This window comes from Acidovorax facilis, assembly GCF_050626955.1.
Taxonomy (GTDB): Bacteria; Pseudomonadota; Gammaproteobacteria; order Burkholderiales; family Burkholderiaceae_C; genus Acidovorax; species Acidovorax facilis.
In genome coordinates, this window is the sequence record NZ_CP192460.1 from 424504 (window position 1) to 437086 (window position 12583).

Genomic DNA, 12583 nt, shown 5'->3' on the forward strand with positions numbered 1-12583 from the left:
TGAGGAATCCAAGATGAGTGCAGTTCTCGACAACCACGGGCATGCGGGCGACCACGCACACGACGACCATGGACACCATGGTCCCACCGGCTGGCGCCGCTGGGTGTATGCCACGAACCACAAGGACATCGGTACCCTGTACCTGCTGTTTGCCTTCGCCATGCTTATGGTGGGCGGCGTCTTGGCGCTGTTGATTCGCGCCGAGCTGTTCCAGCCCGGCCTTCAGCTGGTGAACCCCGAGCTGTTCAACCAGCTGACCACCATGCACGGTCTGATCATGGTGTTCGGCGCCATCATGCCGGCCTTCGTGGGCTTTGCGAACTGGATGATCCCGCTGCAGATCGGCGCATCCGACATGGCTTTTGCCCGCATGAACAACTTCAGCTTCTGGCTGATGATTCCTGCGGCCATCATGCTGGTGGCATCGTTCTTCATGCCCGGTGGCGCTCCTGCTGCGGGCTGGACGCTGTATGCGCCGCTGACGCTGCAGATGGGCCCCTCCATGGATGCCGGCATCTTCGCGATGCACATCCTGGGTGCCTCGTCCATCATGGGCTCGATCAACATCATCGTGACCATCCTGAACATGCGCGCACCCGGCATGACGCTGATGAAGATGCCCATGTTCGCCTGGACCTGGCTCATCACCGCCTACCTGCTGATCGCCGTGATGCCCGTGCTGGCTGGCGCCATCACCATGACGCTGACGGACCGCCACTTCGGCACCAGCTTCTTCAACCCCGCTGGCGGCGGTGACCCGGTGATGTACCAGCACATCTTCTGGTTCTTCGGCCACCCCGAGGTGTACATCATGATCTTGCCGGCCTTCGGCATCATCAGCCAGATCGTGCCTGCATTTGCCCGCAAGAAGCTGTTCGGCTACGCCTCCATGGTGTACGCCACGTCGTCCATCGCCATCCTGTCGTTCATCGTGTGGGCCCACCACATGTTCACGACGGGCATGCCCGTGACGGGCCAGCTCTTCTTCATGTACGCCACCATGCTGATCTCCGTGCCCACGGCCGTGAAGATCTTCAACTGGATCGCCACCATGTGGCGCGGCTCCATGACCTTTGAGACCCCCATGCTGTTCGCCGTGGGCTTCATCTTCGTGTTCACCATGGGTGGTTTCACCGGCCTGATTCTGGCCATGGCTCCCATCGACATCCAGTTGCAAGACACGTACTACGTAGTGGCCCACTTCCACTACGTGCTGGTGGCAGGCTCGCTGTTCTCCATGTTTGCTGGTGTCTACTACTGGCTGCCCAAGTGGACGGGTGTGATGTACTCTGAAACGCGCGGCCAGATCCACTTCTGGGGCTCGTTGATCACGTTCAACATCACCTTCTTCCCCATGCACTTCCTGGGTCTGGCAGGTATGCCCCGCCGCTACGCCGACTACCCCATGCAATTCGCTGACTTCAACGCGATTGCCTCGGTCGGCGCGCTGGGCTTCGGTCTGATGCAGGTCTACTTCTTCCTGGCGGTGATTGTTCCTGCCATGCGTGGCAAGGGTGAAAAGGCAGCTGCTAAGCCTTGGGACGGTGCTGAAGGTCTGGAATGGGAAGTTCCCTCTCCAGCGCCTTTCCACACTTTTGAGAATCCACCCAAGCTGGATGCCACGGCCACCCGTGTGATCGGCTGAGGATCACGACCATGACACCCGAGCAGAAAAAGAGCAACCTGCGGATGGCGCTGATCCTGGCGTCGATTGCGGTGGTGTTCTTCGTCGGGTTCATGGCCAAGGTGTTCTTCCTTTCCCGTTGAGTCCACACCTGCCATGAGTCTGCACCGCGAAAACGCCAAGATGGTCGGCAAGCTGGTCGTGATCGCGGCTGGCATGTTCGCCTTCGGCTATGTGCTGATTCCCATCTACAAGCACATCTGCGAGATGACGGGCATCAACATCCTGTCGCTCTCCGAGCGTCAGGTGCCTGGTAACGGCGTGGCGGGCAAGGATGTCAAGGTTCCTGCCAACACGCAGGTGGACAAGACCCGTACGATCACGGTGGAGTTTGATGCCAACGCGCGGGGTCCCTGGGATTTCAAACCTGCCCAGCGATCGGTGCAGGTGCACCCGGGTGAGTTGACCACGGTGATGTACCAGTTTCAGAACATTCAGAACCGCCGCATGGCTGCGCAGGCCATTCCCAGCTACGCGCCCCGTCAGGCTGCTGCACACTTCAACAAGCTGGAGTGCTTCTGCTTTAACCAGTACACGCTGGAGCCCGGCGAGAAGAAGGAATGGCCAGTGGCGTTTGTGATTGACCCTCGTATTTCGAAGGACGTGACGACCATTACGTTGTCCTACACGTTCTTTGAAGTGGGTGGCAAGACACCCGCAGCACCGCAGTCCACAGCTGCCGTGGATGTATCCCTTCCGGCCATTTCCTCATTGGAAGGGGCTGGATCATGAATACCCCACTGGAGCAGCCCGTGGTGAAGCCGCATGCGCGCAAAGGCTCGTTGCTGCGCACCGTGCGCGCCGTGGCCTGGTCGCTGATCGGCCTGCGCAAGGGCAGCGAATACCAGCAGGATGTCGAAAAACTTAACCCACTGCACATCATCGTGGTGGGATTGATCGCGGTCTTTCTGCTGGTCATCGGCCTGATCGGGCTAGTGAATTGGATCGTGTGAGTGTGTGTTGGTTGGTACGAACAAATACTGAAAACAAAGATTTTGAGAGTCAGGAGCTGAAATGAGTGCATCAACCCACGGCGAAACCCCGTACTACTATGTGCCTGCCGAGTCGCGTCACCCTGTGATGGCGGCTGCAGGCCTGTTTTTCGTCATTCTGGGCGCAGGGCAGTGGATCAACGGCCACGACTGGGGCAAGTATTCCCTGGCGCTGGGCCTGGCGTGGTGGCTGTTCACGCTGTACCAGTGGTTCGGCGATGCGGTGCGTGAGAGTGAAGGTGGCCTGTATGGTCACAAGATCGATCTGTCGTACCGCTGGAGCATGAGCTGGTTCATCTTCTCGGAGGTGATGTTTTTCGGCGCGTTCTTCACGGCCCTGTGGTGGGCGCGCTCGCACTCTGTACCTGCCCTGGGAAGCCTGGACAATGCACTGCTGTGGCCTGATTTCAAGGCGGTCTGGCCCAGTCTGGCTGCTGGCGTGACCGCTTCGCCGGCTGGCATCGTCGAGCCCTTCCAGACGGTGGGCCCCTTCTGGCTGCCCACCATCAATACGGCTCTGCTGCTGACCTCGGGTGTGACGCTCACCATTGCCCACCACGCCCTGCGCGAGAACCAGCGTGGCAAGACGATTGGTTTCATGTGGGCAACCGTGCTGCTGGGTTTTGTCTTCCTGCTGGTGCAAGGCTATGAGTACTACCACCTCTACACCGACCTGAACCTCAAGCTCAACTCGGGCGTGTTCGGTTCGACGTTCTTCATGCTGACCGGCTTCCACGGTTTCCACGTGTTCCTGGGCATGCTGATGCTGCTGGTGATCACGCTGCGATTGCAAAAGGGCCATTTCACCGCCGACAAGCACTTCGGTTTCGAGGGCGCTGCCTGGTACTGGCACTTTGTGGACGTGGTGTGGCTGGGTCTGTACGTGCTGGTCTACTGGATGTAAACCGTGCCTGCCATGTAAAAAAAGCGCCTCGCGGCGCTTTTTTTGTTGGCATGCATGCTGTCAGCGCAGAGCCTGGTCCATCGCTGGCGGCGTCCTGCTCGCCACGGTTGGAGGGGGTTAGCGGGCGGTTGCCGGCAGGCCAGTAGGCTGGATGTAGCCCAGCTGCCAGGCGACCAGGATACACAGGAACAGCACGATGGAGATCCCCACCCGCACGGCCAGCGCCTTGGCCATGTGGTTGCCCTTGGACTTGTCATCGCGTCCATTGCGCATCATGAAGAACAGGGCGGATGCCAGGCTGGCCAGAATGGCGATGAACGCCAGCACTACGAGGTATTTCATGGAGCACATTATCCCGTGACCACTTTCCGCCGTCCCGCAGGCCTGCGTTTCTGGTTGATCACACTCGCCGCAGTGGCGGGCATGCTGGTCACGGCATCGCTGGGCCGCTGGCAGCTGTCGCGCGCAGCCGAAAAAGAGGCGCTTCAGGCCGCGCTGGACGAACGGGGGCGCATGCCTGCCATTGACGGCCGCGCCTTGCTTGCTGCTGCGGTGGCAGATCCATCCTCGAAGGACGCCTCTTCGTTGGTGCACCGTGCCGTGGTTCTGGAGGGGCGGTGGCTGTCGGAGCACACGGTGTACCTCGACAACCGCCAGATGCACGGGCGTCCGGGCTTTTTTGTGGTGACGCCCTTGCAGCTGGCAGGGCAAAGTGGCGCGGCGGTGCTGGTGCAGCGTGGCTGGGCGCCGCGCAATTTCCAGGACCGTACGCGGCTGCCACAGGTGCAGACGCCACAGGATGTGACGGTGCGGGTGCAAGGCCGTGTGGCGCCCGCGCCTTCACGTTTGTATGAGTTCCAGGGCGCCGACAGTGCCCAGGGGTCTTCTCGCATCCGGCAAAATCTCGATCTGGCAGCGTTTCGCACCGAAACCGGTCTGGCGCTTGCCCACCTCACGGTGCTGCAGACGGGCGAAGCAGGCGAGGGGCTTCAACGCGACTGGCCCTTGGTCGGCGCAGGCGTCGACAAACACTACGGTTACGCATTTCAATGGTTCGGGCTCTGCGGCCTGATTGCACTTCTCTATGTCTGGTTCCAAATCGTCCGACGGTTCATTCGCCCGCGCAGCCACCCTGCCGCCTGAAGCCCAGGGGGACCATCCCCTGGGGCTCACCGTGCACACGCTGCCCGAAGCGGCGGGCGCCGTGGCCTTGACGCAGCGCACGCGCCATGGGCGTTTGAAGATGCTGGGCGTGCTGCTCATCTGCGCGGCGCCTGTCGTCGCCTCGTATTTCACGTACTACGTCATCCGCCCCGAAGGCCGGCGCAACTATGGCGAGTTGATCAACCCGCAGCGCACCCTGCCGGACGTGAGCGCCACGGCACTCGATGGCAAGGCCGTTCCCCTGGCTTCGCTGAAGGGGCAATGGCTTCTGGTCAGCGTTGCGGGAGGGGCCTGTGATGCCGCCTGCCAGAAGCACCTGTACCTGCAGCGGCAACTGCGCGAAAGTGTGGGCAAGGAGAAAGACCGCGTGGACTGGGTCTGGCTGGTGAACGACGCTACCAGCGTGCCCCCGGAGCTCACGCCCGCATTGCAGAAAGCGACGGTGCTGCGCATGGATGCTGCTGCACTCAATGCGTGGCTTGCGCCTGCCGAGGGGCACCAGATCGCGGACCACCTGTATGTGGTGGACCCCATGGGCAACTGGATGATGCGTTTTCCGGCAGCCATGGATGCGGCAGGCGCGGCCAAGGCCAAGCGGGATCTTGAACGCCTGTTGCGTGCGTCCTCGTCATGGGATGAGGCCGGGCGTCCCGGGAAGCCGTGATGGACACCCCACAGCCGCTCTACGATCTGGCGCCCATCGCCCGGCTGATGCTGCTGGGCGTGCTGATTGCGCTCGGGCCGCTCGCCTGGGTGGGCTGGCGCAACCGCAACAGCTCCCCCATGCGGCGCTTGCAGGCACTCACGGTGCTCACCCTGTTCCTGACGTTTGATCTGGTGCTTTTTGGCGCCTACACCCGCCTGACCGACTCGGGCCTGGGCTGTCCCGACTGGCCCGGGTGCTACGGCAGCGCCAGCCCCGTGGGGGCGCGCACCGAGATCGCGGCAGCCCAGGAGGCCATGCCCACCGGCCCTGTGACCCATGGCAAGGCATGGGTTGAAATGATTCACCGTTACCTGGCCACGGGCGTGGGCGTGCTCATCATCGTGCTCACGGTGTCGGCGTGGGTGCAGCACCGCAAGGCCTTGCGCATGGGGGGCGAGCGTCCGCCCATCAGCCCGTGGTGGCCCACCTTCACGCTGTTCTGGGTGTGTCTGCAAGGGGCTTTCGGGGCGCTGACGGTGACGATGAAACTCTTTCCGGCCATCGTCACGCTGCACCTCATCGGGGGGCTGGTGCTGCTGGCGCTGCTATGTGTGCAGGCAGTGCGCCACACCCAGAGCGCCCAGGGCAAGCTGCCTGTGCGTGTCTCCACCGGGGTGCGCTGGGGCCTGGTGATCACCGGCGTGCTCGTGGCGGTGCAGGTGGTGCTGGGTGGCTGGGTCAGCACCAACTACGCGGTGCTGGCTTGCACCACCTTTCCTACCTGTCAGGGGAGCTGGTGGCCAGCCATGGACTTTGGCCAGGGTTTTCAGGTCTGGCGCGCGCTGGGTATGCTGCAGGACGGCAGCCACATCAGTTTTGCCGGGCTCACAGCCATCCACTATGTACACCGGCTCATGGCTTATGTGGTCCTCTTGGCCCTGGGCATCGTTTGCTGGCGCCTTCGCCAGGCGGGCGTGCTCCGGGTTCAGTCCCGCTTGCTGGCCGCGCTGGCGCTGCTGCAACTGGCCACCGGCCTCTCCAACGTGGTGCTGGACTGGCCGCTGCTGGCCGCCGTGCTGCATACCGGTGGCGCTGCGGCGCTGGTGGTGGTGTTGACCTGGGCCTTGGTGTCCAGCCGCGCGGTGTCCGCGCCGCAAGAGTTTTCCGCGCCTTCGGGTGCATCGAGAGTTTCCGCATGAGTGTTGCTGCCCCCGCCGCTGTTTCTACGCCGTCGCGCATTGCGCAGTTCTATGCGCTGACCAAGCCGCGCGTGGTCCAGCTCATTGTGTTTTGTGCCCTCATTGGCATGGTGCTGGCTGTGCCTGGGCTTCCGTCGGCCTCGCAACTTGGGCTGATGGCCTTGGCCTGTGCCGGGGTGTGGCTGGTGGCGGGCGCTGCCGCCGCCTTCAACTGCATCGTGGAGCAGGGCATCGACGCCAAGATGAAGCGCACCGCCTGGCGTCCCACGGCCAAGGGCCAGTTGTCCAACGCCCAGACGCTGCTGTTTTCTGCCGTGTTGTGTGGTGCGGGGTCCGCACTGTTGTACTTCTGGGTGAACCCTCTCACGATGTGGCTCACGTTCGCCACATTTGTTGGCTATGCGGTCATCTACACAGTGATTCTCAAGCCCCTTACGCCGCAGAACATTGTGATTGGTGGTGCGTCAGGCGCCATGCCGCCCGTGCTCGGGTGGGCGGCCATGACCAACGATGTCGGCCCGGAAGCGCTCATCCTGTTCCTCATCATCTTTCTGTGGACGCCTCCTCACTTCTGGGCGCTGGCCCTGTACCGGGTGGAGGACTACCGCAAGTCTGGCCTGCCCATGCTGCCGGTGACCCATGGCAACGAGTTCACCCGCCTGCAGGTATTTCTGTACACCCTGATCCTGTTTGCCGGGTGCCTGATGCCTTTCGTTTACGGCATGAGCTCATGGATCTACCTGGCCGCTGCGGTGGTGCTGAGCGCGGGCTTCTGCGGCTACGGTTTTGCCCTGTGGCGCAACTATTCGGACGCGCTCGCGCGCAAGACCTTCCGCTTTTCCCTCATCCACCTGAGCGCCCTGTTTGCCGCCCTCCTGGTGGACCACTACGTGCTGTGAAGACCGCCATGACCATGCTGAAAAGAAGTGCTCTTAAAACGATAGCTGTTAGCGCTTTATCTATAAGCGCTGCGGGCATTTTTAGTGCCTGTTCCGAGAAAAAGGCAGAGTTTCGTGGCGTGGATATCACCGGTGCGGACTATGCCCGTGACATCCCGCTGACCGACCACAACGGCCAGGCGCGACACCTCAAGGACTTTGCGGGCAAGGTGGTGGTGGTGTTCTTCGGCTTCACGCAGTGCCCGGACGTGTGCCCCACCTCCATGCAAGAGCTGGCCGAGGTGAAGAAGATGCTGGGCAAGGACGGCGACCGCCTGCAGGGCATCTTCGTCACGGTAGACCCCGAACGCGATACGCCGGAAGTGCTCAAGGCCTACATGGCCAATTTCGATCCAAGTTTTCTGGCCCTGTATGGCTCGCCAGAGCAACTGGCTGCGGTCGCCAAGGACTTCAAGATCTACTACAAGAAGGTCGATGGCAAAACGCCCACCAGTTACACCATGGACCACTCGGCGGGCAGCTACGTGTATGACACGGCGGGGCGCCTGCGCATCTACAACCGCTATGGCAGTGGCGCGCAGGCCCTGGCGGCAGACGTCAAGGCACTGCTGGCCGAGGCGGGCTGAGGTTTCTGCGGGCACGCCAGTCCGCCTGCTGGTTTGACAGCACCTGCAACAAAAAACCCGGGCAGGCGCATCGGCCAGACCCGGGTTGATGTTTGCTAGCAGCAAAGGCGTGCGGCGTTTCCGTCGCGCAGATTTATTCCGCCTTGATGCCGCGCATCGCGATCACGCCGCCCAGCAAGTTGGTGTCGGCCTTCACGCGGTTGGCCAGCCCCTCGGGCGACGAGCCCACCGTCTGCCAGCCCTGCTGGAACAGCTTGCCGCGCACCTCTTCGCTTCGCGCGATTTCGCTGATCAGCGCCGCCAGCTTGGCCTGGATGGGCTTGGGCAGGGTCGAAGGCGCCGCAAAGGCGTTCCAGATTTCCAGGTTGAAGTTGCTGATGCCGGCCTCGGCCAGGCTCGGCACATCGGGTGCCAGCGGGCTGCGCCCGGAAGACGTCACACCAATCGCGCGCAACTTGCCCGCACGCACCTGGGCCTGCGCCAGGGCCGGGGGCAGCAAGGCCATCTGCAACTGCCCGCCCAGCATGGCGGTGGCCACCTGCGGGTAGCCCGGGTAGGGCACATGCACCGGGTTGATGTTGCTGCGCGACTTGAGCAACTCGGTGCCAATGTGGCCCACCGTGCCCACGCCGGGCGTGCCATAGCTCCACTTGTCGCCGCCATTGCGGGCTGCCACAAAGAAGTCGCGGGCGCTGCTGTTGGCGGGCACTCCGGGTTGGCTCACGGGCGCGGTCAGGATCAGGGGCGATGTGCCGATGAGGCTCAGCGGTGCCAAGTCCTTGAGCGGGTCGTAGGGTACGGCCGGGTTCAGCAGCTTGGCAATTGTCATGTTGCCGTTGATCATCAGGCCGACGGTGTGGTCATCACGCGCTTTGGCCACGGCATCAGCCGCAATATTGCCGCCTGCGCCCACCTTGTTTTCCACGATCACCGGTTGGCCCAGGGCCTTGGACAGCGGCTCGCTGAACGTGCGCGCCGTGAGGTCGGGCGAAGACCCGGCCGGAAAGCCCACGATGATCTTGAGCGGCTTGGTGGGCCATGCCAGGGGCGCGGCGGCTGCTGCGGCACCGGGCTTGGCGGCGTTCTGGGCGAGAGCCCAGGGGGAGGCGGCTGCCAGCGCAATCAGCAGCGTAGACGCACGGCGAGAAACAACAGGACGTGACGACAACATGGGAAGGGGTCTCCTCAACAAGAACATTCAGGGGCCAAAACGACACGGGGCCCCAGAACTGGGGCCCCGTGAGGCAACTTCTGCAGCCGGGGATATTAACCCCGCCGCCCTCAGGCTCAGGCGTACTCCGCCAGCGCCTTCTTCATCTTCTTCATTGCAGCCACTTCAATCTGCCGGATGCGCTCGGCGCTCACGCCATACACAGCTGCCAGCTCGTGCAGCGTCATGCCGCCCGTGCCGTCATCGTTGACCTTGAGCCAGCGCTCTTCCACGATGCGGCGGCTGCGGTCGTCCAGGCTGCCCAGCGCCGTGGCAATGCCATCGGTGGCCAGGGCATCGCGCTGGCGCGACTCGATCATGGCCGTAGGTTCGTGCGAGGCGTCGGCCAGATAGGCAATCGGCCCAAAAGCCTGTTCGCCATCGTCCGAGGGTGCGGGGTCCAACAGCACATCACCGCCCGACATGCGGGTTTCCATCTCGATGACTTCCTCGCGCTTGACGTTGAGCTGCGCAGCCACCGTGTCGATTTCTTGGTCCGACAGCGTATCGCGGTGCGTGGCTGCATCAGCGGCAGACGCATCGGCCTTGAACCCCTGCTTCATGGAACGCAGGTTGAAGAAAAGCTTGCGCTGCGCCTTGGTGGTGGCAACCTTCACCATGCGCCAGTTTTTCAGGATGTACTCGTGGATCTCGGCCTTGATCCAGTGCATCGCATAGCTCACCAGACGCACGCCCTGGTCGGGGTCAAAGCGCTTGACGGCTTTCATCAGGCCCACATTGCCTTCCTGGATCAGGTCGCCATGGGGCAGGCCATAGCCCAGGTACTGGCGCGCAATCGAAACCACCAGACGCAGGTGCGACATCACCAGCCGACCGGCGGCGTCCAGATCGTTGTTGTCCTTGAGCTGCCGCGCGTAGGTCTGCTCTTCTTCGTGCGTGAGCAGCGGCAGGCGATTGACGGCGGAGATGTACGCGTCCAGGTTGCCCAATGGGGGCACCAGCGCCCAGGGGTTGGCGGGCGCCAAAGTCGTCGTAGCGGTTCCAGATTGAATGTTCATTCCGGGAATCCTTTCCTCTAAGCCATGATATTAGCACTCCATAGGACAGAGTGCTAAGCCAGGAGTTCCCCTCCGGTTGTGGGCGATGCCGCCTGCCTGTCGCCTGGACCATTGGCCCAGGAATCCGAACGCGATATGGTTGGATGGTTTTGCTAAGCCATTGATTCAAAAAGAAATTTTATGGCTGCAGAGGCCGCGATGAACGCAGTATTTCGTTGTCAGAGCGCGTTCTGGGTTCAGGGTTCCAGCCCTTTGTAGCCAAGTTTTTCCGATTGTTGCGACAAATAGAACAGTGTTTTCATGATCTATGGATGACCTGCATAACTCCCTATGGCCCGGGCGTTTCGCTGCGTTGCTTTTCTTGCCAATAGCCCGTCTATTGGCTGCCGAATGACGCCTTGCGCCCCATCCCGATCCGCACTGCCACCGCCTCGCGAGGGTTGTGCAGGACATCCCTAGGGACCCTCTGCACGAATCACCGCGCCGTCTGGATCTGCGGACTCGGGTGGTCTGCGGTGTTGCAAATACTCGCAATAGCTACGGCTATTGCTGCGTCTTGCGCCTGGCCGCCCCTCCCGATCCGCAGCACACACTTACCGCTCGATTCGTGCAGAGGATCCCTGGCGGTTTTCGCGCCGCTGGCATTGCATCCCCCGCTATGGCAGACTGCACCGCCCAACGCCCTCGGGAGACGCGCATGACTGAGCCGACCGCCCTTTGCGACATTCTCGTTGTCACTACCACGGTGGCCACCGAAGCGGAAGCGCGGCGGCTGGCACAGCTGGTCTTGCAGGCGCGGCTGGCGGCCTGTGTGCAGGTGGAGCCCATCACGGCCTACTTTCGTTGGCAGGGCGCGTTGCAGGAGGACCGCGAGCTCCGGCTGGTGTGCAAGACCGTGCCCCGTGCGCTGCACCCGCTGCTGGCGCTGCTGCGGGCGCAGCATCCCTATGCGCTGCCGCAGCTGGTCACGCACGCGCTGCAGGGGTCTGCGGAATATGCTGACTGGGTGGATGCGCAGGTGGCCCACGCTACGGTGCTGGCCTGAAGCTTGGGCATTCCCCAGTTTGCGGACGTCTCGGCCGCTGGTACGGGTCGCTCAAACTCTCGGATCGCGATCACACGCTCAGGTCGATCTGCTGCACCGTGCCCGCGCTGCCGTTTTCTTGCAGGTAGATGCTGGTGGAGCGCACGGCGCCCAGGTTGTGGTTGTCCGCCGTGCGCAGGGCGAAGGGCGTTGCCTGGGCGGTGAGTTGCACCGCGCCCACGCCCAGTTCCTCCAGGGTCTGCAGGCTACCGCTGCCATCTGCATTCGGGGTCCACACGCGCAGCTGATGGAAGACCGGGTCGGCTTCATCGATCCAGCCGTTGCCGTCGCTGTCATGCCGGGCCAGTTCTGTAAAGCCGTTGCCCGTGTCCGGGCCGAAGAGTTCCAGGCCGCTGTCGATGCGCGCGTTCTGGTTGGTGTCCAGCGCCAGATAACCCCGGTTGCCGGCAAGCAGCGGCACTTGTTCGGTCTGCCCGTCGCCGTCCAGGTCGAAGGCAAAGCGCAGGTCCTGCAATTGGGCGGCGGTGCCGTCGAAGTTGATGACCAGCGGGTCCACCGCCACGGCGTCGCCCAGCCGCAGGCTCACGGAGGATTCCTCGCGGTAGCTGCGTTGCATATCCAGCTGCAGCGTGAACCGGATTTCCCGGCCATCGGTGGTGCGCACAGTGCCCGCTGCAGCAAACTGGGTGCGCTCGGTTTCTTCCAGCACTTCGCGCTGCTCATAGATCAGGCCAAAGCCCGCGCGCTGGCGCGGGGCTGCGGCCGTGCTGTTCGTTGGGGCCAAGGGGGGCGGGGGAGCTGCGGGCGCGTCGGTGGACTGCGGCCCGGCATAGACGCGGACGAGCACCCCGGTCATGCGTTCGATCAGATCGCGGATCATGGCGAGCTGGGGCGTCAGGCCCTCGTCGCGGGCGCGCTCCGGCAGAGGCTCGACCGAGGTGGTGACCCCATGGGGTGCATGGGCGGCCTGGGCCAGGCGGGCTGCGGTGGAGATTTGCAGCGGCGGTGGCTGGCGGGCGAGGGGCGTGCTGGCGGGGCGGTCGCCCACCCACATTTCCAGGCGGCTTGTCTGGCTGTGCATGCGCGTGGCGACATGCTGGGACTGCATCTGCAGGGTGGACGACTCGATTCTCATGGGGCACCTCCATGGTTTCCACGGAGGTCCGGCGCGGTGCGGGCTGGCGTGGCCCCTGGT

15 protein-coding genes are annotated in these 12583 nt (G+C 63.1%); 11 read left to right on the top strand and 4 right to left on the bottom strand.

Annotation, left to right across the window (positions count from 1 at the left end; translation table 11 throughout):
* Window positions 1–13: 13 nt before the first annotated feature.
* The 5 genes from ctaD (at window position 14) to ACQ4MJ_RS01940 (ending at window position 3580) form a co-directional block, all read left to right on the top strand.
* A complete protein-coding gene (gene ctaD / locus ACQ4MJ_RS01920; protein WP_055398585.1) occupies window positions 14–1645 on the top strand; it encodes a cytochrome c oxidase subunit I in 1632 nt (543 codons plus the stop codon).
* Window positions 1646–1656: 11 nt separating this feature from the next.
* Window positions 1657–1767: a cytochrome oxidase small assembly protein gene (locus ACQ4MJ_RS01925; RefSeq protein ID WP_212742253.1), complete on the top strand. Its 111-nt coding sequence runs from the start codon at window positions 1657–1659 to the stop codon at window positions 1765–1767.
* A 13-nt stretch (window positions 1768–1780) separates the two neighbouring features.
* Complete coding sequence (locus ACQ4MJ_RS01930) at window positions 1781–2416, top strand: cytochrome c oxidase assembly protein (RefSeq protein WP_121505569.1); 636 nt, start codon at window positions 1781–1783, stop codon at window positions 2414–2416.
* Window positions 2413–2637: a DUF2970 domain-containing protein gene (locus ACQ4MJ_RS01935; protein WP_055398587.1), complete on the top strand. Its 225-nt coding sequence runs from the start codon at window positions 2413–2415 to the stop codon at window positions 2635–2637. Before ACQ4MJ_RS01930 ends, ACQ4MJ_RS01935 begins: the two co-directional genes overlap by 4 nt.
* A gap of 61 nt (window positions 2638–2698) precedes the next feature.
* Window positions 2699–3580 (top strand): cytochrome c oxidase subunit 3, encoded by an 882-nt coding sequence (locus tag ACQ4MJ_RS01940; protein ID WP_431150415.1) that lies wholly within the window; start codon window positions 2699–2701, stop codon window positions 3578–3580.
* A gap of 117 nt (window positions 3581–3697) precedes the next feature.
* Here ACQ4MJ_RS01940 and ACQ4MJ_RS01945 read toward each other — a convergent pair whose 3' ends face one another.
* Window positions 3698–3922: a twin transmembrane helix small protein gene (locus ACQ4MJ_RS01945; RefSeq protein WP_055398589.1), complete on the bottom strand. Its 225-nt coding sequence runs from the start codon at window positions 3920–3922 to the stop codon at window positions 3698–3700.
* A 15-nt stretch (window positions 3923–3937) separates the two neighbouring features.
* Here ACQ4MJ_RS01945 and ACQ4MJ_RS01950 point away from each other — a divergent pair, with 15 nt between their 5' ends.
* From ACQ4MJ_RS01950 to ACQ4MJ_RS01970, 5 genes are read left to right on the top strand one after another with little or no spacing between them, the layout of a single operon-like run.
* Entirely contained in the window at window positions 3938–4723 is a 786-nt protein-coding gene (locus tag ACQ4MJ_RS01950) for an SURF1 family protein (protein ID WP_431150412.1), read from the top strand.
* Window positions 4665–5408, top strand: coding sequence for a hypothetical protein (locus ACQ4MJ_RS01955; RefSeq protein WP_431150409.1), 744 nt, complete (start codon window positions 4665–4667; stop codon window positions 5406–5408). The genes ACQ4MJ_RS01950 and ACQ4MJ_RS01955 overlap by 59 nt, the downstream gene beginning before the upstream one ends.
* The gene (locus ACQ4MJ_RS01960; protein ID WP_431150407.1) at window positions 5408–6589 is read left to right on the top strand and encodes a COX15/CtaA family protein; all 1182 of its coding nucleotides are present in this window, start codon (window positions 5408–5410) and stop codon (window positions 6587–6589) included. Before ACQ4MJ_RS01955 ends, ACQ4MJ_RS01960 begins: the two co-directional genes overlap by 1 nt.
* Window positions 6586–7488, top strand: a complete 903-nt coding sequence (gene cyoE / locus ACQ4MJ_RS01965) for a heme o synthase (protein WP_055398593.1) — start codon at window positions 6586–6588, stop codon at window positions 7486–7488. Before ACQ4MJ_RS01960 ends, cyoE begins: the two co-directional genes overlap by 4 nt.
* Before the next feature lie 8 nt (window positions 7489–7496).
* Window positions 7497–8114, top strand: a complete 618-nt coding sequence (locus ACQ4MJ_RS01970) for an SCO family protein (protein WP_121508606.1) — start codon at window positions 7497–7499, stop codon at window positions 8112–8114.
* 133 nt (window positions 8115–8247) lie between these two features.
* Here ACQ4MJ_RS01970 and ACQ4MJ_RS01975 read toward each other — a convergent pair whose 3' ends face one another.
* Both ACQ4MJ_RS01975 and rpoH read right to left on the bottom strand, forming a co-directional pair.
* Window positions 8248–9285 (bottom strand): Bug family tripartite tricarboxylate transporter substrate binding protein, encoded by a 1038-nt coding sequence (locus ACQ4MJ_RS01975; RefSeq protein ID WP_121505573.1) that lies wholly within the window; start codon window positions 9283–9285, stop codon window positions 8248–8250.
* A gap of 116 nt (window positions 9286–9401) precedes the next feature.
* Window positions 9402–10343 carry an RNA polymerase sigma factor RpoH gene (gene rpoH / locus ACQ4MJ_RS01980; protein ID WP_055398595.1) on the bottom strand — a complete coding sequence of 314 codons (942 nt, stop codon included), beginning with the start codon at window positions 10341–10343 and terminating at the stop codon, window positions 9402–9404.
* A gap of 697 nt (window positions 10344–11040) precedes the next feature.
* On the opposite strand from rpoH, the gene cutA reads away from it, so the two are divergent.
* On the top strand, window positions 11041–11388 hold the full coding sequence (gene cutA, locus ACQ4MJ_RS01985) for a divalent-cation tolerance protein CutA (RefSeq protein ID WP_121508607.1): 348 nt from the start codon (window positions 11041–11043) through the stop codon (window positions 11386–11388).
* 70 nt (window positions 11389–11458) lie between these two features.
* Here cutA and ACQ4MJ_RS01990 read toward each other — a convergent pair whose 3' ends face one another.
* The gene (locus ACQ4MJ_RS01990; RefSeq protein WP_431150403.1) at window positions 11459–12523 is read right to left on the bottom strand and encodes a hypothetical protein; all 1065 of its coding nucleotides are present in this window, start codon (window positions 12521–12523) and stop codon (window positions 11459–11461) included.
* Between the last annotated feature and the right edge of the window lie 60 nt (window positions 12524–12583).

Excerpts from the sequence above, each read along its gene's own strand:
- ACQ4MJ_RS01945 (WP_055398589.1), bottom strand. The coding sequence starts at position 3,922 with ATGAAATACCTCGTAGTGCTGGCGTTCATCGCCATTCTGGCCAGCCTG.
- ACQ4MJ_RS01955 (WP_431150409.1), top strand. The coding sequence starts at position 4,665 with ATGTCTGGTTCCAAATCGTCCGACGGTTCATTCGCCCGCGCAGCCACC.
- ACQ4MJ_RS01925 (WP_212742253.1), top strand. The coding sequence starts at position 1,657 with ATGACACCCGAGCAGAAAAAGAGCAACCTGCGGATGGCGCTGATCCTG.
- ACQ4MJ_RS01940 (WP_431150415.1), top strand. The coding sequence starts at position 2,699 with ATGAGTGCATCAACCCACGGCGAAACCCCGTACTACTATGTGCCTGCC.
- cyoE (WP_055398593.1), top strand. The coding sequence starts at position 6,586 with ATGAGTGTTGCTGCCCCCGCCGCTGTTTCTACGCCGTCGCGCATTGCG.
- ACQ4MJ_RS01935 (WP_055398587.1), top strand. The coding sequence starts at position 2,413 with ATGAATACCCCACTGGAGCAGCCCGTGGTGAAGCCGCATGCGCGCAAA.
- cutA (WP_121508607.1), top strand. The coding sequence starts at position 11,041 with ATGACTGAGCCGACCGCCCTTTGCGACATTCTCGTTGTCACTACCACG.
- ctaD (WP_055398585.1), top strand. The coding sequence starts at position 14 with ATGAGTGCAGTTCTCGACAACCACGGGCATGCGGGCGACCACGCACAC.
- ACQ4MJ_RS01930 (WP_121505569.1), top strand. The coding sequence starts at position 1,781 with ATGAGTCTGCACCGCGAAAACGCCAAGATGGTCGGCAAGCTGGTCGTG.
- ACQ4MJ_RS01960 (WP_431150407.1), top strand. The coding sequence starts at position 5,408 with ATGGACACCCCACAGCCGCTCTACGATCTGGCGCCCATCGCCCGGCTG.
- ACQ4MJ_RS01970 (WP_121508606.1), top strand. The coding sequence starts at position 7,497 with ATGACCATGCTGAAAAGAAGTGCTCTTAAAACGATAGCTGTTAGCGCT.
- ACQ4MJ_RS01990 (WP_431150403.1), bottom strand. The coding sequence starts at position 12,523 with ATGAGAATCGAGTCGTCCACCCTGCAGATGCAGTCCCAGCATGTCGCC.
- ACQ4MJ_RS01975 (WP_121505573.1), bottom strand. The coding sequence starts at position 9,285 with ATGTTGTCGTCACGTCCTGTTGTTTCTCGCCGTGCGTCTACGCTGCTG.
- rpoH (WP_055398595.1), bottom strand. The coding sequence starts at position 10,343 with ATGAACATTCAATCTGGAACCGCTACGACGACTTTGGCGCCCGCCAAC.